Here is a 22,712-nt window from a genome sequence, read left to right as displayed (position 1 = left end):
CTAGGACAGAAAATTACAAATCTTGTACAAAACCATGACAAACCATTAAACCTACAATAATAATCAAAAACAACAAAAGGCTGTCTTTTTTAGACAGCCTTTTGTTGTTTTACAGCAATTTAAAATATCTTAATTAGTCTTCCCCCAACTATTTTAGAGGGATATCCCCATAGTGTTGGTTTTAAAAAACTTAATTCCCCATGGGATTGTAGGCCTGAATTGTCCATTGTCCCTTACTCAAATCAACATAAAAATAATCAATCGCATCATTTTTATCAAAAGCACCATTTTTGTTGATATCCTCTATCGTTCTAAAATACAATCTGTTTTGAGACTCAATAACACTCCAATCCAAAAGCTCATGCAAATCTTCAGAAAGCTTAGTAAATCCAGTACCATCAATCATACTGATGTACAATGACTTAATATCATTGGAATCGATTTTCCCATCTTGATTCGTATCTAAATCAGCAATACTGTAAACCAATATTTTCTTTTTCGTTTTTTCCGCTATGGTATTTAGATAAGTAACCGTTTGAATCTGCATTACTTGATCGGTTAAGGGACGTAAAGCAGTAGAATCTATATGTTGAAACATCAGATTCTGAAAATAGCCCGTTAACTCATAGCGGTTGTAATTGGAAATAGCATAAGAAACCTGATTGACTTTAGTTGAACCATACTTTGAAGGCACATCGTAAACCCTTACATCACCAATAGGATGAATCAAGTAGTTGGTTCCCTCCATTACAATAGGTAAATCAGCTATTTTAATCTGAGTACTATCTATTTTTTGAGGTTCGCGTACCGCTATCTTCTTCGCTTCATAAATCACTTTGGGTTGTTCTTCTTCTTTTTTACAAGAATACAAACTCATCAATACCAAGACTGCAATTGCACCTTTTAAATTTTTCATCAGTTAAATTTTATCCTATTCAAATATAAAAATAATTACGCTAGCTTTCCAAAAAAATTACAGGCGCATATTCACTTTGAGATTAAACGTTCTCGTCGTCATATAATTCGGAATACCATATTGTACTTTGGAATACACATCGCGCACCCATGTATTGGTTATAGCATTTTGATTGTCAAACAAATTATAAATTTCAAAGCCCAATGTTAATTCATCAAAAACCGTCAACCAACTTTTATCTAATCCGATTTTAGCATCTTTAAACACATAAGAAAAACCGGCATCGGCTCTTCGATAATCCTTTAAGCGAGTTTGATATTCATAAGGATCAGCATAAGAAGGCGAGCCTCCCGGCAATCCGGTATTATAAACCAAGTTTAAATACATTTTTAAGTTGGGAACTTGCGGCATATAATCCTGAAACAACAATCCAAACTTAAGCCTTTGATCGGTTGGCCGTGCAATAAACCCTCGGTCGTTATAATTTTCTTCCGTCTTAAGGTATCCAAAACTCAACCAAGACTCCGTACCGGGCACTATTTCTCCATTCAAACGAAGATCCGCACCATAGACATAGGCCTCCGCATTATTATCTGCCTGATAGCGAATTCGCACGTTTTCCAAAGTATAGGTATTTACAGCTGTAAGTTTTTTATAATACACCTCAGTCGTCAATTTAAACGGACGTTGCCCTAGCTTAAAACTATAGTCGTTACCCGCAACCAAATGAATCGATTTTTGAGCATCTAAATCAAGATTTAACGTTCCATCCATTGCCCTCATTTCTCTATAAGATGGTGGTTGCGCATATAAACCTCCTGAAATTCGAAACACCATATCCGCTTCCCACTTCGGTTTAATCGAAAACTGAGCTCTTGGACTGACTATCATTTTAGAATCGGCCTGTACTACGCCATTATCCGCTTGCCACCAATGTGCTCGAACTCCAACATTCATCCATACTTCTGCCTGTCCTATTTCCGTTCGGTAATTCCATTGCGCATAACCCGAAAATCGATTGATAACCAAGTCATTTCTCGATTTTACATTCTGAAAGGGCTCTAAAGGCCCATAATACGGATTATACGGTTGATCATTACGCAAATCCAACACGGGATTAGGCAAAGAAAAACCCGCAGAATCCACCATTTCCCATTCTAATAAACGGTCAATAATATCTTCTCTAGTATATTTAAAACCCCATTCCAACTGCTGCTCGTCCTTATCGTGAAATCCTTTGACCTCGGCATTAAAAATAAGTGCATCGTAGTCGTTTCTAGCATGGTTTAACTGAGAACCTACACCCCGGCTATAAGTTACTCCTCCAAAATTTTCAGAACCTATATTGGTATCTATTTCTCCTAAACGATAAGAAGCCAAAATATCAAAGTGCTCTTGTTCTTGTGTATGATAGCCCGAGGCTATAAATTTTAACTTGGTACGATCATTCCATTGATAAGCCGCTTTTATCGCTCCAAACAAAGTCAAATACTCATCTTTCTCTTGCCCTTGATAAGCGACCAACAAAGCAGTTGGATTGTCGATCGTTCCAAAATTAGTTTGTCGCGACAATGGTTCGTAATGGTACTTATTTTGCGAAATATTCCCCAAAAAACTCCATTGCCATTTTGTAGAAGCATTAAAATTAATCAAGGTTTGAAAGTCCATAAATGTAGGACTAAAATTGGTTTCAGTTTCTTGACTGTTAACCAAAAGCCTGTTGTCGCGATAGCGAACGCCTGAAATCGTATTCCACTTTTGATTCTTAGAAACCCAATCAACCGTAGCCGATCCACCTAAAAAACTCGCCTCAACTGCAGCTTTAAAGATCGTTGGGTTACGATAGGTAATATCCAAAACTGACGACAATTTATCGCCGTATTTTGCTTGAAATCCTCCAGCAGAAAAATTTACGTTTTCCACCATATCGGTATTGGTAAAACTCAACCCCTCTTGTTGCCCCGAACGAATTAAAAAAGGCTTGTAAATTTCAATTTCATTGACATACACCAAGTTTTCGTCGTAATTACCTCCTCGAACAGCATATTGGGTACTCAATTCATTATTGGAGTAAACCCCCGGTAGGGTTTTTAAAATATTTTCGATTCCCGCATTGGCTCCGGGAATTCGTCGCAGCAATACTGGAGAAACAACCGTAGCTCCTAACACGCGATGACGGTCATCCTTAATAACAATTTCATTTAAGGTTTGAGAATCGCGATAGAGAATCAAATTCAATTCGTAATCTTCATTGTTTTTTAACTCAACAGCAACCAAAGCCCCATGAAATCCACTATGCGCAAAACTCACTTGCTGTTCCTTCTCTGCATCAATAGCTACTAAATAGAAACCGTTTTCATTTGTAACTACCGTAAATTCACCTACCACCACTGTAACACCAGCTAGAGGAAGTTGATTTTCATTTAAAACAAGGCCTTTAATTCGAGCTTGTTGCGCATAAATACTCATACTTAGCAACAAACAAATCACAGTCGAAAACGCTTTAATTTTTTTCAATAGTTTGATTTTTTATTTTATAAAAAAGTGACTTTCAAATGTGGCGGTATTTCCCATTCGATCCGTCGTTATTATTTTAATGTCATTTCTACCCACAACGGCAACACCATCACTGAGAAAATGTTCCACTATATTGGTTTTATAATCGTAGTCCAACAACACCCATCGGTCATTGATATAGGCGTTAATCTTATCCAAGCCAGACAAATCATCTTCAACAAAAAAGCGAATACTACTCTTGCTTCCCAACTGGGCGCCCGCTTCAAAACTCGGTTGGTAAATACGAGGAGCCACCTTGTCTTCCATAATTTTGTATTGCCCAAAATCTCTTGTTTTTATAGAGAATACCTTGTTGTTCTTCCGAGTCGAAAAATACTCATTTTTTCCATTGGAAACCCTACCTATAAAAGCTTTTTCTAAATCTATATCCTTAATTTGACTTAAGTCAAATTTGATGTTAATATTTTTATGCAAGGGAACGCTTTCATCATGTAAATTCAAAACATTATTAACTACATCCCATCTTAAATAAAAATCCTCATAAAAAACATTCGCCGGAAATTCTATTGTTACATTTTCCTTTTCAAATATATAATCGCGTTCCGTTTGAATCAAGAGATTTGAAGTTTCCTTGTCGGCCTTTACCACTATGCTTTCTTCAACGTAATCAATCGGCACATGAACCACGGTTTTATTGCCACTAAAATCCGAAATCTCAATTCTATAATTAAAACTAGTTCCCGGAGCAATTACTAGCTGCCCATTGTTTTTATACGAATTGATCAGCGATAACCCATAGGGTTTTCTATAAAATAATTTTTGAAAGCGTTGTTTGGTTTTATTATAACGCTCATAATCAATTAAAGCATTTACATACCTCGATTCATCAAAGGCAAAAGTATCGAATTGAAAACTGTAAAATACCGAACCGTTTAAAAAAGTCTTGATTGAATAAATACCGTTTTTCGCATGATTGTTATCAGAACTATCATGTGTATTTACAGCAAACCCGATTGTTCCCATAGCCCGTACCTTTGCAGCCAAATATGAGCCGTCTTTTTGTTTGGACAAAGCTACCGCTATTGGCTTTTGAGACTGATTGACCAAGGCAGTTTCAGTTAATGGATAAACCAACAAACTATTCAAAGTAGGCGCCTCTGTATCTTTGACCTTTACAGCAGTCCCAAACTGTAGGGGGTTTATTATTTTTTCCGTTTTGGTGTCTCGAAATTCAAAGTGTAAATGAGGACCTCCTGATCCTCCAGTATTACCAGTAAAACCAATAATTTCACCTTTTTTCACTTTTAATTCTCCAGCTTTTGAAAACATTTCGACTTCAAATTTCTCTACTTTATACTGTTGCCGCCTAACGTAATCACCGATTGTTTCATTATAAGCATTTAAATGTCCGTAAACCGTTGTATAACCACCAGCGTGATTGATATACAAAGCTTTTCCATAACCAAATGTCGAGACTTTGATCCGAGAAACCGTACCGTCAGCAGGAGCATATACAGGTAATCCAATGCGTTGTTGAGTACGAATATCCAGACCGGCATGAAAGTGATTATTTCTTAATTCTCCAAAGGTACCCGAAGGAATAATTTCTATTTTTAAAGGACTTGAAAATTGCTCTTTAGGATAATTTTGGGCAAAAAGCCAAGAAGTTGATAGTAAAAATATAAAAAATGGTTTCATCATTGCAATTTGTGCTAATTTATAAAACAACAGACGATTAAAAAAGTCCATATTAAAAATTAATGTTAGCTTAAATATCTGAAAATTATTTAACAATAAAGAATTTTCGATTTTTTATCTTATTTTTTTTTTATTTAGAGATAGTAATATTAACTTTGTACAATCATGTAATGAAGAATAGCACAATGAGTGAACTTAATGAAATCATAGATTCTCTGGAAAATAAGTTTACAAGGCTTGTGCAAAAGCTTGAGGCTTTAGAAGTTGAGAATGCAACACTGCTGCAAGAACTAAATAAAACCAAGGGCGAAATCAACCAATTGAAAGATACGCAGCGCGGCTTAGAAACGCGATACGATTCCCTCAAAACGGCCAATTCATTACTGGGCAATGACGAAAACAAAAGAGATACGAAACTCAAGATAAATTCATTAATTCGAGAAATAGATAATTGTATAGCGCAGCTCTCTGAATAACAAGAGTGAATATGGAGGAGAAATTAAAGATTAAAGTTTCAATAGCCGACCGAATTTACCCCTTGACTGTCGATTATTCGCAGGAGGAAGGATTGCGTACGGCATCAAAAAAAATTGAAACAATGATCCATCAGTTTGAAGAGAACTATGCCGTTCGCGACAAACAAGATGTTTTAGCGATGTGTGCTTTGCAATTTGCAGCACAGACCGAGCAAAAGAAAATTGACAGCTCCGATAACTATACACAGGCCATCGACCGATTGCAAGAAATGGATAAAAAATTGACTCAGATTCTATCAAAATAACACGTTCTTTAACATAAAACTAAGATACTGCCCACATTAGTACCTGTTTGATAAACTCAACGCTAACAAATTAAAATGAGTGAATCATTGCTTCTAAAGCACGCTGCCTTGCGCAGATCCTTGAACAGCAAGATAGCTCAAAACTTGTCATATTACGAGTTTATACAACCACCCCTAATGTGGGCTTTTTTTATATAATTACACAAACAACTATGGATACGACTATCATATTAATTATCGGTGGATTAATACTGGGAACAGGAATAGGCTTTGCCGTTGCAAAGTACTTGGAAAAAAATAACGCCTCTTCGATTTTAAAAAATGCGAAGAATGAAGCCAAAACACTTTTAAAAGATGTTAGAGCAGAAGGAGAAAGCTTGAAAAAAGAAAAAATTCTACAAGCAAAAGAAAAATTTATAGAGCTTAAAGCAGAACACGAACAAGTTATTTTATCTAAAGATAAAAAAATAGCTGAAGCTGAAAAGAGAACTAGAGATAAAGAATCTCAAATTTCGAGCGAATTGGCTAAGGCTAAAAAATCAAACGAAGAAGGAGAGAAAAAGATAAAAGATTACGAGCTTAAATTGGAGTTGGTAGAAAAGAAACAAGAAGATGTTGAAAAACTACACAAAAGCCAAGTTGAACAATTAGAAATCATATCAGGACTTTCTGCTGACGAGGCTAAAAACCAAATCATCGAAAGCTTAAAAACAGAAGCCAAAGCCAATGCCATGTCTTTTATACAAGACACCATTGAAGAGGCGAAAATGACCGCACAACAAGAAGCTAAAAAAATCATCATCAACACTATTCAACGTGTGGGTACTGAAGAAGCGGTAGAAAACTGTGTATCGGTATTCAACATTGAATCAGACGATGTAAAAGGGCGAATTATCGGTAGAGAAGGGCGAAATATTCGTGCTATTGAAGCCGCTACTGGAGTAGAAATCATTGTAGACGACACACCGGAGGCCATTATCCTTTCTTGTTTTGATCCAGTTCGAAGAGAAATCGCTCGTTTATCACTACATCGCTTGGTAACAGACGGTCGTATTCACCCAGCTAGGATTGAAGAAGTGGTTGCTAAAACAGCCAAACAAATTGACGAAGAAATTATCGAAATTGGTAAACGTACGGTCATCGATTTAGGGATTCACGGATTACATCCGGAGTTGATTAAAATCATCGGTCGTATGAAATACCGTTCGTCTTATGGACAAAACTTATTGCAACACTCTAGAGAGGTGGCTAAGCTTTGTGGATTGATGGCTGCGGAATTAGGCCTAAACGTAAAACTGGCTAAAAGAGCTGGACTATTGCACGATATTGGTAAGGTTCCCGAAACAGAAAGTGAATTACCACATGCTATCTTAGGTATGCAGTGGGCAGAAAAATACGGAGAAAAAGAAGAGGTATGCAATGCTATTGGAGCTCACCACGATGAAATCGAGATGACTTCCTTAATTTCTCCTATCATCCAAGTATGTGACGCTATATCTGGAGCTAGACCTGGAGCTAGACGCCAAGTATTGGACTCATACATACAGCGATTAAAAGATTTAGAAGGTATCGCACAAGAATTTAACGGGGTTAAAAACGCTTATGCCATTCAAGCAGGACGCGAATTGCGTGTGATTGTGGAAAGCGAAAAAGTTTCCGATGAAATGGCTTCGACCTTATCTTTTGATATTTCGCAAAAAATACAAACAGAAATGACCTACCCGGGTCAAGTAAAAATAACGGTAATTCGAGAAACTCGAGCTGTCAATATCGCTAAATAAAAATAAGCCTCATGCAAATGGGGCTTTTTTTTTGATCTAAACCGATACAGATTCGCCCATAATACTCCCTTTAAAATTCTGGAGTATTACGAGGATGACATTCGCTCAAAACCTTGCGTAAATGCGCTCTATTAACATGAGTATAGATTTCCGTAGTGGTAATTGATTCGTGCCCCAACATCAACTGAATAGCCCTTATATCGGCACCGTTCTCCAACAGATGCGTTGCAAACGAATGACGAAAGGTGTGCGGACTCACGTTTTTGCGGATAGCTGCCTGTAGAACCAATCTTTTGATAAGTGTAAAAATCATTGCCCGACTCAACTGTCCTCCTCGTCTATTGAGAAAAACAATATCTGACGACTCTTTCTTTACAACTTGATGCACCCTAATTTCACCTATATAACGGTTTATAAAACCGATGGTTTCCCTTCCAATAGGAACAAAGCGGTGTTTACTTCCCTTGCCAATAACCCGAACAAACCCTTCATCAAAAAACAAATCGGACAAGCGCAAACTAACCAATTCAGTAACCCGAAGACCACAACCATAAAGCGTTTCTATAATCACGCGATTGCGATATCCCTCGGCAGTACCATGATCAATTTGATGGACAAGCAAATCGATCTCTTCCAACGAAAGTACTTCGGGTAAAGACCTACCCAGCTTTGGAATCTCTATCAACTCCATAGGTGATTTCTCGATGTATTTCTCCAAAATAAGAAAATTAAAAAACCCCTTTAGACCTGAAATAATCCGAGATTGTGTATTTGCAGCAATCACCGATGAAACCGCATACAAAAAATGCTGCACCTCTTCCTCCCCTACTTGATCCACTGCTATTAACAAATCATTATTGCGCAAATAATAATAAAACTTTAATATATCCAATTCATAACTAACGATAGTATTCTCAGCTAATCCGCGTTCCAATTTCAAATAATTCTTATACAGTCGAATATGTTGATTCCAATTTTGTTCTTGTCCGTGATTGACCTTCATAACTTCGATTAATGATTTACAAACTCTTGTAAATTTCCAATAAAAAAAACACTAAAACAAAAAAAGGCTTCTCAATAGAGAAGCCCTTTGTAAAAAGTAATTTTTTATTAGAATTTGTAAACCAAACCTAACTTAATATTTGTCAAGTCAACACCTGCATTAAAACTAGAAGAAGTCTCAGCTCCATCCGTATCTTCTTTAACACTTCTGTAGTTAATCAATCCCCAAGTAGCTTCTATAGCGAAGTTACTGTTTAAGAAATAACTTACACCTGGTGCCAATTCAATTCCAAAACCATCCGCTTTCACGTCTCTGGTTTTCATATCAACATTAGTATAATCAACTCCTAATTGACCAAATAATGAGAATTTACTTGCTGGTGTAAAATAATATCTACCGAATGCCCCAATAGACAATTCGTTAACTTTTACAGCATCACTATTTTCTGTAATAGTAACTTTAGAGTTCGATACTCCCAATTTTAATCCCACTGCAATGTTGTCATTTACAAAATAACCCGCTTGTGGTGAAAATGAGAATGAATTATCTTTATAGGCACCGTCAGTATATTTGCTTGAACCAAATCCAATTGAACCTGACAAAAATACATCTCCTTTAGAATATCCAAATCCTGACTCTACTTCTTGCGCTTGTGCAGCAAATCCAAATGCGAATACCGCTGCAACTGATAATACAATTTTTTTCATTGTTAGTACTTTTTAGATTATTAACAAGACAAATTTACCCATCTTGCACAGGTAACGATGTTTTTTTTACTTAAAAATAACATTTACCTAACCTAAAACGTCTTTTTTTGCTTTAACACATTATCAAACAATACCTTATAAGTATAAGTATAATTCTTAAATTTTAGTTAAAATAGACATATAAGAATCTTTATTTATCAAAACAACACTTATTTGACCCTAAATTAACTTTCAAAATCTAGATTTTGGATCTCATCGTCAACCTGAACCAACTTGTCCTTAACCTACATTAGATTCAAATGATTCTTGAGATTACCGATAACAGGAGCTAAACCAATAAAACCTTAACTACAGAAAAGGAAATAGAACGAATATCCGTCTCCCACAACCAACAAAAAGAACAGCTAACAAGCCGTTCCTAATCACAGCAATAACTAATAGACTCCAAAAAAACACTTATATATTATGAAGCTTGCGTTTTTTTACTATTTTTACAATAAAACACAATGAGAATACTGATCCTCAATGGCCCTAATTTGAATTTACTAGGCACTCGCGAACCCAACATCTACGGCAGCCAAGATTTTCAAAGTTATTTTGAGCAATTAAAAAGTAGCTTTCCACAGGTTGAGTTGCTTTATTATCAAAGTAATATAGAAGGAGAATTGATTGATAAATTACATGAATGCGGTTTCTCGTATGACGGTATAGTTTTTAATGCAGCAGCATATACGCATAGCTCGATTGCTTTAGCGGATGCCATCAGTGCCATTACAAGTCCCGTAATTGAAGTACATATCTCCAATACATTTGCACGAGAATCTTTTAGACATCATTCGTATATCTCTCCCGTTTGCACTGGTGTTTTAGTTGGTTTTGGTCTTGATGGATACAAATTGGCAATTACCTCATTATTAACCCCCTAAAAACACCCATGAGAAAAATACTTCCCTTATTTCTCTTTCTATTATATTTCTACACAAACGCTCAAATCAAAGGAAAAATAACCGACCTCGCGGGTTTACCTATAGCTGAAGTATCGGTTTTTTTTGAAGATTCGACTCTAGGCACATCTTCCAATGAAGAAGGCCGTTATGAACTCAACACCCCTATCAATGGCGACTATCATATCGTTTTTCAATCCCTGGGATACCAATCCCAAACAATAGCCATTACGATTACTACAGCACCTAAAAAACTAAACATAGTACTTTTACCCGAAAAGAATGAATTAGCGGAAATCATCATACAAACACCTCCTCCTCCAGACCCCGCGATAGCCATCATGAAGAGAGCGAGCAAGCACCGGAGTGAAAATGCGAATAAGATGCAGAAATATACCCTGGACTTTTATTCCAAAGGCTTTATCAAGCTCGACACCAAAAAGGAGAAGTTTTTAGGTCAAAAAATAAAAGATATTGACCCCGAATTGGTTTCAGATTCTCTTAAACGCAACCTGATATATCTTTCGGAAACCATATCCAAGATTTCCATAGAAAGACCCAACAAGATGAAAGAAGAAATAACGGCCTCCAAAGTAAGCGGGAACAACAAAGGTTTTTCCTTCAATTCGGGCATAGCCGTCAATTTTGACTTTTATAAAAGCGAGGCAAACTCGTTAATTAGACTTATTTCTCCTTTATCCCCTATAGCACCGAGTTATTATAATTTTCAATTAGAAAGCACCTTCAGAGACCTTAACAACCAGCTGATTTACAAAATAGCCATCACTCCAAAGCGAGCAAGTGAACCCGTACTGGACGGCTATATCTATATAGTCAATGACTCTTGGGCCATTTATGCTGTAGATGCCAAAATTAGCGGGAAAAGCATCAATTATCCGATGGTAGAAACCTTTGAATTACAACAAAACTTTATCTACAATGAAAAAACAAACAGCTGGAGCAAAAGCATACAGTCTTTATATTTTAAAGGAAAGATATTGGTATTTGATTTCTCAAGTAAGTTTAGCTATATCTATTCTAATTATCAAGAAATCCAAGATTTCCCATCGACTACATTCAATCGTGAATTAATACACTTCGACAAAGACTCGAATAAACGGGATTCTAAATATTGGGAAGCCGTACGTCCGATTCCACTAACCGCCGATGAAAAATACAATTACGAATACAAAGAAAGTATATTGGAAACCAAAAGCACTAAAACCTATTTGGATTCTATCGATCGGGCTAGCAATCGATTTTCCCTATTTAAGCTTGTAAAGGGATATGAACACAAAAACTCGTTTAACAATACCAAATTCTCTTATAGAGGATTACTCTCTACTTTTGCCTTCAATGCCGTACAGGGCTTTAATGTAACAACCGGAGTATCCTTTTCTAAAGAATCGAATGACAGCGAGAAATCCGAAGTGGGCGTTTTGCTTAACTATGGAATCGGAGAAAACAAGCCCCGTTTTTCAGCCTACTCATCTCATTTATTTAATAAAATAAATTACAACAAGTTCCTACTCTCAGGTGGAATGACCGTAGAACAATTTGGGCAAGATCAAGCTCCAATAAAAAACCTGATTAACTCTATCGGATCTTCGTGGTTCGGCGAAAATTTTGCGCGCTTTTACCAAAAAGATTACATCAAATTTGACTATGAACAATATGCCTTTACAGGGCTAAAAGTTATGGGATCTTTAGAGTACGCCAAAAGAAAGCCGCTTTTTAATAGCGTGCCTAACTCTCCTTTTGTAAAACAAAAGAGATTCCAGTCCAACAATCCAATCGACGGGACAAATTACGTCGACCCCGGATTTGAAGAAAACAATATTCTAAAGTTTAAAGTAGGTATCGATATCGTATTTGACAAAAAAGTAGTAAGCTATCCCAACAAAAGAATTTATATTCCAAGTTCTGATTACCCCGTATTATCACTTAAATATGAAAAAGGATTTTCCTCTAGCTTATCTAAGTATAATTTCGATTTCTTAGCTGCTTCTACCACCTATAGTCGTTCGCTACTTAATTTTGGCAAACTCTATTTGGGACTTGATGCTGGAAAATTTTTTGACGGCAATGAACTCGCATTTATGGATTACAAACACTTTAATGCCAACCAAAGTTTTGTAGCTTCTAACACAATTTACGACAATCAATTTAATTTATTACCCTATTACAGCCACAGCACCAATACTTCCTATTTTCAAGCCCATATTGAACACGACTTTAAAGGCTATATCTTAAATAAGATTCCTTTAGTGAATCAATTGCGTTACTCGATAGTCATTGGGTCCCACCATTTATACATACCCCAAGAAAAACCATATCATGAGGTAAATATTGGCTTAAACAATTTCGGTTTCGGAAAATTCAGGCTTTTTAGAATCGATTATTTTAGAGCCTATCAAGGTGGTTTCAAAGATCACGGATTCGTTATTGGAATTAAATTCCTTGATCTTATCCAAAAATAAAAGACCAAGACGCTATTATTTGTAAAAAAATAGCTAAATAAAAATAAATACCTTCTTGTTTTAATTAAAACACAAACCTGTACGTAATAATCTATTTAAAAGAGTGTTTTATCAATAAAAAACCAATCAATAAGTACAAAAACATTGAATTATATAAAGTTTTAGCTATATTTAACAACTGAAAACATTATTATATAAACGCAATGTATATCGTATCACATAAGAACAACAGTTACGCGAAACTAAATCACAAAAACCATACTGTAGAGGGCCAAAGCCTTAAAAATCGCTTGACTAGTAAAACTACAGCGAAGTGGTCGATATTAGTTTTAACTTCCATTTAGAAAAAAAAAGCAACACAACTAAAGCAACAGGCTTACTTAGAAAAGAAAACCTTTCAATTCTTTTAATTTTAATGCAAAAAATTATCTTTATTTGCTTTTTTATAAATAATAATTAGCTATTTTTGGGAACACAACATAAACTTTAACTTAATTTTTATACTATGAAAAAAACTATTTTTTCTTTAATGGCTTTTACAGCTTTTAGCAGTGCGATTTACGCACAAACTCCAGATATTAAAATCGGTGCTAAAGCAGGGGTTAACTTTGCGAATGTTACTGATGGCGATATGAAAACAGGATTCCACGTAGGTGGTTTGGTTGAAATTTTCATCAATGAAAAATTCTCAGTACAACCGGAACTTTTATATTCAACTCAGGGTGCTAAAGCAAATAATAAAATAAGCGAACTTAAACTTGACTACATCAACGTACCCATTATGGCAAAATATTATGTAATGGAAGGCTTAAGTGTTCAAGCTGGCCCACAAGTTGCATTCTTAATGAAAGCTGAGTCTGAAATCTCTAGCGTAGGTGGGATTCCAGTTACAGGAACATTTGACATCAAAGACTCTTTAAACACAGTTGACTTTGGCGTTAATTTCGGTGCTGGTTATGAGCTACCTATGGGAGTTTTCGCAGAAGCTAGATATAATTTAGGATTGACAAAACTACCTAAAGAAGGTGGTGATTATAAAAACTCTGTGATTCAAATATCTGTAGGATATAAATTCTAATACAATTAATCAACACTAGACTATTCTCAAAATAGTCTAGTGTTTTTTTTATATAACTAATGAAAAAATATTGCGTTGCTTTTACACTATTAGCACTCGGTTTATCAAACCAAAATACTATTGCACAAGAAATAAAAACCGGTTTTAAAATCGGCCTAAATGCTTCTAATTTACATGAAGAGGCAGCTGAAACAAAAAACAAATATAGCTTTCACGCCGGTATGTTTATTGAAGCTTTTATAAATGAAAAATTCGCCATACAGCCGGAGCTTTTGTATTCAAGTCAAGGATCAAAAGAGGAGGGTAAAATGCCCTTTCCATTTAGCGGTATTCCAGCAAAAGCCACCCTTACGTTGAATTATATCAATTTACCTATTATGTTTAAATACTACCCCATTACGGAGTTAAGCATAACAGCAGGTCCACAAATTGGCTTTTTAGTCCATTCAAAATATGACATTGAAAGTAAGTATTTATCGAATATCGAAGTTGACCAGTCACTTATAAAATCTGAATTAAGCAAATTTGACTACGGAATCAATTTTGGTTTAGAATATACTTATTCCGGAGTCTTTTTCTCTGCCCGTTATAATTTGGGGTTAGCCGATATTCAAAAACAGAATAATTACTCTTCAAAGGTATACAATAGAGTTTTTCAACTTTCTACAGGGTATAAATTTTAAAACAGTACTACGTTTTAATTAGAACACACTTGTATGTATAAATCAAAAAAGGCTATCTCTGTAAGATAGCCTTTTTTGATTTATATTTTATCACACCCTTTCTATATGCGCTCCGAGTGCTCTCAATCGTTCATCAATGCGCTCATAACCTCGGTCAATTTGATCGATATTCTGAATTACACTTGTTCCCTTTGCAGACAAGGCCGCTATTAACAGCGATATTCCAGCTCTAATGTCCGGAGACGACATCTTTGTCGCTTTTAATTGCGATTTAAAATCGTGTCCGATGATAACCGCTCTGTGTGGATCACATAAAATAATTTTAGCACCCATATCTATCAACTTATCCACAAAAAACAAGCGGCTTTCAAACATCTTTTGATGCAATAAGATCTCTCCTCTTGCCTGTGTAGCGACAACCAAAATCACACTCAACAAATCCGGTGTTAATCCTGGCCAAGGCGCATCAGATACCGTCAATATAGATCCGTCTATAAAGTTTTGAATTTCATAACCGTCTTTATGAGCGGGTATAAAAATATCATCTCCTCTACGTTCTAAGGTAATCCCCAGCTTGCGAAAAGAAGTTGGAATCACCCCTAAATAGTCCCATCCCACATTCTTAATCGTAATTTCACTTTTTGTCATGGCTGCCAATCCAATCCAAGAGCCAATTTCAATCATATCTGGCAAGATTCTATGCTCACACCCCTTAAGTGCTGTAACACCCTCAATTTCTAAAAGATTAGAACCTACGCCGGAAATTTTAGCTCCCATACTCATCAACATTTTACACAACTGTTGAATATAGGGTTCACAAGCGGCATTGTAAATCGTGGTTTTACCTTTGGCCATAACTGCCGCCATTAAGATATTCGCCGTTCCCGTTACAGAAGCCTCATCCAACAACATATAAGCGCCAATGAGTTCATCAGCCTCTACCCCGTAAAAATGCTCTTCTTTATTGTAACGAAATTTAGCTCCCAAACTGATAAATCCCTCAAAATGGGTATCTAATCGTCTTCGTCCAATTTTATCACCACCCGGTTTCGGTATAAAACCCTTACCAAATCGCGCTAATAAAGGCCCAACTATCATTATAGATCCGCGTAAAGACTTACCTTCTTCTTTAAAATCTTCCGACTCTAAATATTCTAGTTTTAACTCATCGGCCTGAAATGACATTTTATTTGCAGCTAGTTTTTCAATTTTAACGCCCAATTTTCTCAATAAACCAATCAGCTTGTTGATATCTATAATATCGGGTATATTCGATATAGTGATTTTCTCTGGGGTCAATAATACAGCACATAAAATCTGTAATGCTTCATTTTTAGCTCCTTGAGGTATTACCTCTCCGTGAAGAGAAATTCCTCCTTCAATTTCAAATGTACTCATGCAATGGGTTTTAAGCTTTTTTGGTTTTATTTACGGGATTGTTACTTTTTACAAATTTAGCTTTGGGTTTCGCAGTTGTATTTGTATGTACTGTTTTATTCGATTGTTTTTTATTGACGCGAATCAAATCGGAAGTTGTAGATAATTCTTCTTCGGATTTCAGTAAATTGATTTTACCTTTAGACAATTCGTATAAATGTTCAAAAATCACTTCATCCTTAACCGTATCTTTATTCCAACTGAGATAACTTTTTTTCATGTGATTGGCAATCACCATAATTAAAGCATCTTTCATCTCGCCATCATCCCATTTATTCGCCTCATCAATCATGTATTTTATGTTATTACCATAAAACCTATATTTGGGAAAATTTTGTGGGTAATCCAGATGTTCTGGCTTGGTTGTAACCGTTTCTCTACTCGCCACAGGATAAGGTGAGTCGACATCCAATTGAAAATCTGACATCATAAAGAGTTGGTCCCATAGCTTGTGTTGAAAATCGGGAACATCGCGCAAATGAGGGTTTAAGTTCCCCATAATAGCAATCACATAATGGGCTGCTTTATTGCGTTCTTCTTTATTTTCTATTTTGACAACATGGTCGATTAATTTTTGCAAATGACGACCATATTCTGGTATCCGTAAATGATTTCTTTCTGCATTGTATTCCAATTCGGCAACTGCAGCTTGAGAGTTTAATTTCATTCTAAAATTATTTATATGAAAATATTAATAGATTTTATATAAAGAAAAGTTGTGTCGAAAGTATATAAAGCCATCCGAACGAACTACTCAAGAAATCTATCTAATGTTAAGATTTTACAAGGAAAGAATTCCTTCTATAGAAGAAAATTCAACATATTTATCCACCACGTGTTGTGGACTAGTCATAACCACACGTATAGATACACTAGTAAATTTACCTGTACTGGACTCTTTGGTAAGTATAACGGCATCTTGACCATCAAAAGAGGCTTCAATAATCGCAACACTCTCTAAACTTGATGGTACAATAAATTTAAACAAGTACTCCGAAGGCCAACTGGTATCTTTGTCCAATTCGTCTTGTAGTCTTTTGTAGAACTCTTCTGTATTATTATCCATAGTTAATATATTAGGCAAATATACGCATATAAAGTCAAAGATATAAAAAGAAATAAAAAATCACTAATTGAAAAACAATTTTAAAGGCTAAACTATTTGTTGTAAATTTGCACCTTATTTTCAAAATCGTGAGTAAAGAAATCGTATTAATTATAGGAGGTCCTGGATCGGGGAAAACAACTTTGTTAAATGGACTCTCTGAGAAGGGATTTATCTGTTATCCAGAAATTTCGAGAGAGGTTACCTTAGAGGCACAACAAAAAGGAATCGAGCAATTGTTTTTAACCGACCCGCTTTTGTTTAGTCAAATGCTGCTCAACGGAAGGGTTAAACAGTTTGAAAACGCCACACTTGAAACCGATGAAATTGTATTTATCGACCGAGGTATACCCGATGTTTTGGCCTATATGCATTATATAGGCGACAGCTACCCGATAGACTTCGACTTGGCTTGCAAAAAGCACACCTATAATCGAATCTTTTTACTGCCTCCTTGGGAAAGCATATACGAAAGCGACGAGGCGCGATACGAGAATTTTGAACAAGCCCAGCTTATTCATCATCATTTGGTATCCACTTACGAAAGTTACGGTTATCAACTGATTGAAGTTCCGCGAACCACCGTTGACAATCGCATCAATTTTATTATGGATAAAATCTAAACAAAATACAAGATTACTAAAGGGTTGCATATTTAAATTTTGCAACCCTTGTTATTTTTAGTATTTTTATATCGATAATTCCAACCAGTCTTCCTCTCTATGCAATCAGCTCTTGATGTTCTTAAAAAATATTGGAACCACGACACCTTTCGTTCTCCGCAGGACTTAGCGATTGAATCGATCTTAAACAACAAAGACACTTTTATCCTTTTACCTACTGGTGGCGGGAAAAGCGTTTGTTTTCAAATTCCAGCACTATTAAAGCCCGGACTGTGTTTAGTTGTTTCTCCTTTGGTCGCTTTAATGGATGACCAGGTTAAGAACTTGCGAAAAAAAGGCATCAAAGCCGCAGCTCTCATAGGAGGTATGCATACCGACGAAATTATTGCTACACTTGACAATTGCGAATTTGGAGGTACTAAATTACTCTATCTTTCACCAGAACGCTTGCAACAGGATTGGGTTATGGAAAGAATTAAAAAATTACCCCTTAATAGTATTGCTATAGACGAAGCCCATTGCGTATCTCAATGGGGCCATGATTTTCGCCCAGCTTACCTAAAACTTGCAGCACTTAAAGATTTTTTTCCAAATATCCCTTTTATAGCATTGACCGCTACAGCGAATCAAAGTGTACAAGAAGATATTTGTACCCACCTAGGATTAAAAGAGCCCGCTATATTCAAAAAGAGTTTCCTAAGAGAAAATTTAATTTACGGGGTTTATGAAGTAGAAAACAAAGCTATAACACTTGAAAAAATCCTACAAAAAAACCCGTTCCCATCCATTATTTATGTTAGGAATCGTAAAGATTGCCTTGAAATATCGAATAAACTAAACCAAAATAATTTTTCATCCACTTTCTTTCATGGAGGTATTTCTGCTTCGGAAAAGAAAAAAAGATTGCAATCTTGGCTCACCGAAAAAGCTACTGTCATGGTAGCCACCAATGCCTTTGGCATGGGAATCGACAAGAGCAATGTAAAGACCGTAATTCATTATCACTTTCCAGAAAACCTAGAGAGCTACTATCAAGAAGCAGGACGAGCAGGAAGAAATGGTCAAAAAGCCTTCGCCAGTATCTTATTGGCTCCTAACGATATTACAGCAACAAAAAAAACTTTTAGAGAGGCCCTTTTCGACAAGGATTTTTTAAAGTTGGTTTATAAAAAACTCAATAATTACTTTCAAATTGCATATGGTGATGGATTCAATACTCAGCATTCTTTGAATCTTAATCGCTTTTGTCAGACATATCAATTTCAAGTAAAACAAACTTACAACGCGCTTCAATTCTTAGATCGCCAGGGAATCATTAGCCTATCTCAGGATTTCGGTCAACAATCGAAATTACAAATTCTCGGCTCAACCAGTGAACTCTTGGATTTTTTATCGGTAAATGAAGAAGAGGAAAACCTACTCTTAAGTATATTGCGAAACTATCCCGGTATTCACCAACAAGAAATGAAAATTAATGTGGATGATTTGTCTAAAAAAAGTCAACTTAATACCGAAAAAATCACACAACTTCTCCAGGATTGGACCAAAAAAGACCTGTGTATTTTTGACAATTCGAGCAACGATATTACCTTAACGTTTAACGAAGCGCGAGAAGATGAAAAAACCTTAAACCGAACCTTTTATTATTTAAAACAGCAAAACAACACCAAGGAAAAACAGTTTAAATCCATGTTGTTCTATTTAGAGAACAAAGATGTCTGCAAAAACAAAATACTGCTTCATTATTTCGATGAAACATTGGTTAATGACTGCAATTCCTGTTCTGTGTGCCTTGCTAAATCACATAGAGAACGAACGGCCTCAAGTCTATTAATAACTGAAGAAAAAATACTAGATTTACTCATTCACAACGATTTGTCGTCACAAGAACTGGAAGCACAACTTTCACTGCGTACCGATTTACTTATGGAGGCGCTCAGTCACTTATTAGAGAAAAACAAAATAAAACCCACTGCCAATACCAAATACACTTACATAAAATGAAAAAACTACGAATAATCTTTATGGGAACTCCCGAGTTTGCCGTTGGGATTTTAGATACTATATACAGTAATAAGCACGAAATTGTAGGTGTGATAACTGCACCGGACAGACCGGCTGGACGCGGACAAAAACTTAAACTTTCAGCCGTAAAAGAATACGCTCTTTCCAAGGGAATTCCCGTATTACAACCTACCAATCTCAAATCGGAATCATTTTTAGAAGAACTCAAGGCACTTGAGGCGAATTTACAAGTTGTTGTAGCCTTCCGAATGCTACCAGCCGTAGTTTGGCAAATGCCCAGTTTAGGAACTTTTAACCTACATGCTTCGCTACTACCAGACTATCGCGGAGCAGCACCGATCAATTGGGCTATCATCAATGGAGAAACCAAATCGGGTGTGACTACGTTTTTTATAGATGAAAAAATAGATACCGGAGCCATTATTTTAAAAAAAGAGCTCTCTATATCAGCTGACGAAACCGCAGGCCAATTACACGACCGCCTTATGCATTTAGGCAGTGAAGCCGTACTGGAAACCTTAGACTTAATCGCAACAAATCAAGTCAAACTCATAGAACAACCGCTAGAAGAAATTAAAACGGCCTACAAACTTAACAAGGAAAATTGCAAAATTGATTGGCATCAAAGCGCATTAAGTATACACAATCTAGTTCGCGGCCTTAGCCCTTACCCTGCAGCTTGGTGTTTCTTTGTAGATGGAGAAACGGAGTGGAACGTCAAAGTATTGGAAACTCAAATCGAAACGGAAGAACATTCGCTTCCAATTGGGACGATAATCTGTACTAAAAAAGAAATGCGAATTGCTGTTACTAAAGGATATATAAAAATTAACAAGCTTCAATTTCCCGGTAAAAAGCCCATGCTTACAGCGGACTTATTAAATGGAATTCAATTGAGCTCCGAGGCACAAGTTAAATAAAACTTTAGTATATTTACATTAAATCCCGAACTCGCAAGCCTTTTTATGAACATTGGGAAAAAGTTATCAACAATTTGCAATAAATTATTTGAAAATACTTGCGTAGTAACTGAATACGTATAAATTTGTGTAGGATAAGTTAAAATTAACCTTTTAAAAAAAATTATTATGAACAAAACAGAATTAATTGATGCAATAGCAGAAGACGCAGGAATCACTAAAGCAGCTGCAAAAAAAGCTTTAGAGTCTTTCTTATCTAATGTTGAAAACACATTAAAAAAAGGGGATAAAGTTTCTTTAGTTGGTTTCGGATCTTGGTCTATTTCTGATAGAGCTGCAAGAGACGGAAGAAATCCTCAAACAGGAAATACAATCAAAATTGCTGCAAAGAAAGTAGTAAAATTTAAAGCAGGTTCAGAACTTGAAAATTCTGTAAACGGAAAAAAATAATTTTTACTTAAAAAAACATTTTGAAGAGGCCTCCCCAAAATTATTTTGGAGCGGCCTCTTTTTTTATAACAAATATTTATCAGTGTTTAATTAAATAATTCATTAATTTTAGGAGATAAAACACTCATTATGACACCTAATTCACCCAAAATAGGCACAGTACTTACATCATACCCTTCTACCATTGGCGGCGACGTTATATTCTCTAGATCGGTTATTTTAATTACGGAATACAATCCTGAAGGCGCCGTTGGTTTTATTCTTAACAAACCCCTCAACATCAGTATCAGTGATTTAATTCCGTTTATCGACCTAAACATCACCGTTTATAAAGGTGGCCCTGTAGAAACGGATAAAATATTCTTTATTCACAATGTGCCAGAATTGATTCAAGGGAGCATTGCCATAGCTGAAGATTTGTTTTGGGGAGGGGATTTTGACGTTTTAACACAATTGTTAAACGACCGTGAAATAGACGACAGCAATGTTGTTTTTTTCTTGGGATATAGCGGCTGGGATTATAGTCAGCTAAACAATGAAATTGAAGACGAATATTGGATTGTGGACAATAGGGAATTAAAAATAAACATCTTCACCCAAATCCAACCTGAATTTTGGAGAACCCATTTGTTGGAACTGGATGAAAAGTATGCTATATGGGCAAATGCCGCAGAAAGTCCTGAACTAAATTAAGATAACCTGATTTTGGCGTTGAGTTTTTTCAGCAAATCTTGACTAAATTCAGATGTAAAATCTTTTTTTCTGTATTTGGATACTGCCTGAATACCTAAGATACAGTTGGACAGAAATATTTCATCGGCTTTTTGAAGTTCAAAAGGCGAAACTGAAGCTTCTACAAACTCATATCCCTCCATTTTTGCTATTAATTCGATCAATTGCTTACGCATAACACCTTTAATACAGCCGTCGGAAATTGGAGGTGTCTTCACTACTTTATCTTTTACTACAAAAATATTGGCATTAAGAGCTTCGACTACATTTTTCTCATCGTTTAAAAGCAAACAATTGTCATAGCCATTTTCAGATGCGAAAATACTGCCGGTTATTTGAATCATACGGTTGTTGGTTTTTAAAGTGGACAACAAATGTTTGGTCACATAAAAATCCTTGTATAATTCAATTTCATAAGCCCTAGCATCAAAAGTATATACAGCCTTATCAAGAGACTCTACCTGTACGATAAAACTCGTTTTATTTGAAGTGGGCATGTATTTCCCCCCTGCATCTCTAAATACCGTAAAACGAACTCTAAAAGAAGGCGTAGCTGTAGTGAAAGCAGCAACCGTTAGTAAGATTTGCTCTTCAAAATACTCCATGGTAAAGTTCATGGGAATTTCCATGCGAACCACGCGCATCGAAGACATCAATCGGAAGTAATGATCTTCTAAAAAAAGTACTTTTTGATCGAGCACTTTAATGGTTTCAAAAATGGCATCCCCGTAAAGGAATGCCCTATTGTTTTCTATGGTAATATTAGATTCTGATAAAATCTGTCCGTTACTATTAATCATGTTATTGTCTCCTATAATATTCGACAAAGATA

21 protein-coding genes and 1 other RNA gene are annotated in these 22,712 nt (G+C 35.8%); 13 read left to right on the top strand and 9 right to left on the bottom strand.

Going from position 1 to position 22,712, the window contains the following annotated elements:
• Positions 1–190: 190 nt before the first annotated feature.
• Genes KO524_RS09690 through KO524_RS09680 form a run of 3 tightly spaced genes read right to left on the bottom strand, consistent with a single transcriptional unit; the run spans position 191 to position 5,134 of the window.
• Complete coding sequence (locus KO524_RS09690) at positions 191–916, bottom strand: hypothetical protein (protein ID WP_219293420.1); 726 nt, start codon at positions 914–916, stop codon at positions 191–193.
• Between the two features lie 57 nt (positions 917–973).
• Positions 974–3,385 (bottom strand): carboxypeptidase-like regulatory domain-containing protein, encoded by a 2,412-nt coding sequence (locus tag KO524_RS09685; protein ID WP_219293492.1) that lies wholly within the window; start codon positions 3,383–3,385, stop codon positions 974–976.
• 60 nt (positions 3,386–3,445) lie between these two features.
• Positions 3,446–5,134, bottom strand: a complete 1,689-nt coding sequence (locus KO524_RS09680; protein WP_305038885.1) for a M23 family metallopeptidase — start codon at positions 5,132–5,134, stop codon at positions 3,446–3,448.
• A 167-nt stretch (positions 5,135–5,301) separates the two neighbouring features.
• Here KO524_RS09680 and KO524_RS09675 point away from each other — a divergent pair, with 167 nt between their 5' ends.
• From KO524_RS09675 to rny, 4 genes are all read left to right on the top strand, one after another.
• Positions 5,302–5,607, top strand: a complete 306-nt coding sequence (locus KO524_RS09675; protein ID WP_370629725.1) for a hypothetical protein — start codon at positions 5,302–5,304, stop codon at positions 5,605–5,607.
• Positions 5,608–5,618: 11 nt separating this feature from the next.
• Positions 5,619–5,912 carry a cell division protein ZapA gene (locus KO524_RS09670; RefSeq protein ID WP_219293416.1) on the top strand — a complete coding sequence of 98 codons (294 nt, stop codon included), beginning with the start codon at positions 5,619–5,621 and terminating at the stop codon, positions 5,910–5,912.
• A 54-nt stretch (positions 5,913–5,966) separates the two neighbouring features.
• A non-coding RNA gene (gene ssrS / locus KO524_RS09665) (6S RNA) lies at positions 5,967–6,074 on the top strand.
• Between the two features lie 50 nt (positions 6,075–6,124).
• Positions 6,125–7,693, top strand: coding sequence for a ribonuclease Y (gene rny / locus KO524_RS09660; protein WP_219293415.1), 1,569 nt, complete (start codon positions 6,125–6,127; stop codon positions 7,691–7,693).
• A 70-nt stretch (positions 7,694–7,763) separates the two neighbouring features.
• On the opposite strand, the gene xerD is transcribed toward rny, so the two are convergent.
• Positions 7,764–8,696 (bottom strand): site-specific tyrosine recombinase XerD, encoded by a 933-nt coding sequence (gene xerD / locus KO524_RS09655; protein ID WP_219293413.1) that lies wholly within the window; start codon positions 8,694–8,696, stop codon positions 7,764–7,766.
• A 107-nt stretch (positions 8,697–8,803) separates the two neighbouring features.
• On the bottom strand, positions 8,804–9,403 hold the full coding sequence (locus KO524_RS09650) for a porin family protein (RefSeq protein WP_219293411.1): 600 nt from the start codon (positions 9,401–9,403) through the stop codon (positions 8,804–8,806).
• Between the two features lie 506 nt (positions 9,404–9,909).
• Here KO524_RS09650 and aroQ point away from each other — a divergent pair.
• From aroQ to KO524_RS09630, 4 genes are all read left to right on the top strand, one after another.
• Entirely contained in the window at positions 9,910–10,329 is a 420-nt protein-coding gene (gene aroQ / locus KO524_RS09645; protein WP_219293409.1) for a type II 3-dehydroquinate dehydratase, read from the top strand.
• Positions 10,330–10,337: 8 nt separating this feature from the next.
• Positions 10,338–12,827: a DUF5686 and carboxypeptidase regulatory-like domain-containing protein gene (locus KO524_RS09640; protein WP_219293407.1), complete on the top strand. Its 2,490-nt coding sequence runs from the start codon at positions 10,338–10,340 to the stop codon at positions 12,825–12,827.
• A gap of 505 nt (positions 12,828–13,332) precedes the next feature.
• Positions 13,333–13,905, top strand: a complete 573-nt coding sequence (locus KO524_RS09635; protein ID WP_219293405.1) for a porin family protein — start codon at positions 13,333–13,335, stop codon at positions 13,903–13,905.
• Positions 13,906–13,964: 59 nt separating this feature from the next.
• A complete protein-coding gene (locus KO524_RS09630; RefSeq protein ID WP_219293403.1) occupies positions 13,965–14,588 on the top strand; it encodes a porin family protein in 624 nt (207 codons plus the stop codon).
• A 90-nt stretch (positions 14,589–14,678) separates the two neighbouring features.
• On the opposite strand, the gene murA is transcribed toward KO524_RS09630, so the two are convergent.
• The 3 genes from murA to KO524_RS09615 form a co-directional block, all read right to left on the bottom strand.
• A complete protein-coding gene (gene murA, locus KO524_RS09625; RefSeq protein WP_219293401.1) occupies positions 14,679–15,986 on the bottom strand; it encodes a UDP-N-acetylglucosamine 1-carboxyvinyltransferase in 1,308 nt (435 codons plus the stop codon).
• A 10-nt stretch (positions 15,987–15,996) separates the two neighbouring features.
• On the bottom strand, positions 15,997–16,692 hold the full coding sequence (locus KO524_RS09620; RefSeq protein WP_219293399.1) for a DUF4290 domain-containing protein: 696 nt from the start codon (positions 16,690–16,692) through the stop codon (positions 15,997–15,999).
• Between the two features lie 114 nt (positions 16,693–16,806).
• Positions 16,807–17,091, bottom strand: coding sequence for a DUF493 family protein (locus tag KO524_RS09615; protein ID WP_219293389.1), 285 nt, complete (start codon positions 17,089–17,091; stop codon positions 16,807–16,809).
• Between the two features lie 128 nt (positions 17,092–17,219).
• Here KO524_RS09615 and KO524_RS09610 point away from each other — a divergent pair, with 128 nt between their 5' ends.
• From KO524_RS09610 to KO524_RS09590, 5 genes are all read left to right on the top strand, one after another.
• Entirely contained in the window at positions 17,220–17,753 is a 534-nt protein-coding gene (locus KO524_RS09610) for an AAA family ATPase (protein WP_219293387.1), read from the top strand.
• A 99-nt stretch (positions 17,754–17,852) separates the two neighbouring features.
• The gene (locus tag KO524_RS09605; RefSeq protein WP_219293385.1) at positions 17,853–19,757 is read left to right on the top strand and encodes an ATP-dependent DNA helicase RecQ; all 1,905 of its coding nucleotides are present in this window, start codon (positions 17,853–17,855) and stop codon (positions 19,755–19,757) included.
• On the top strand, positions 19,754–20,698 hold the full coding sequence (gene fmt / locus KO524_RS09600; RefSeq protein ID WP_219293383.1) for a methionyl-tRNA formyltransferase: 945 nt from the start codon (positions 19,754–19,756) through the stop codon (positions 20,696–20,698). Before KO524_RS09605 ends, fmt begins: the two co-directional genes overlap by 4 nt.
• Positions 20,699–20,866: 168 nt before the next feature.
• Entirely contained in the window at positions 20,867–21,148 is a 282-nt protein-coding gene (locus KO524_RS09595) for an HU family DNA-binding protein (protein WP_219293381.1), read from the top strand.
• Between the two features lie 129 nt (positions 21,149–21,277).
• Complete coding sequence (locus KO524_RS09590; RefSeq protein WP_219293379.1) at positions 21,278–21,841, top strand: YqgE/AlgH family protein; 564 nt, start codon at positions 21,278–21,280, stop codon at positions 21,839–21,841.
• On the opposite strand, the gene KO524_RS09585 is transcribed toward KO524_RS09590, so the two are convergent.
• Entirely contained in the window at positions 21,838–22,680 is an 843-nt protein-coding gene (locus KO524_RS09585) for an aminotransferase class IV (protein WP_219293488.1), read from the bottom strand. The genes KO524_RS09590 and KO524_RS09585 overlap by 4 nt on opposite strands.
• Positions 22,681–22,712 lie beyond the last annotated feature (32 nt).

The sequence above is a fragment of the Flavobacterium sp. NKUCC04_CG genome, from assembly GCF_019345525.1.
GTDB lineage: Bacteria > Bacteroidota > Bacteroidia > Flavobacteriales > Flavobacteriaceae > Flavobacterium.
The sequence above is the reverse complement of the archived record's forward strand: the minus strand, read 5'-3'. Positions and strand labels throughout refer to the sequence as shown.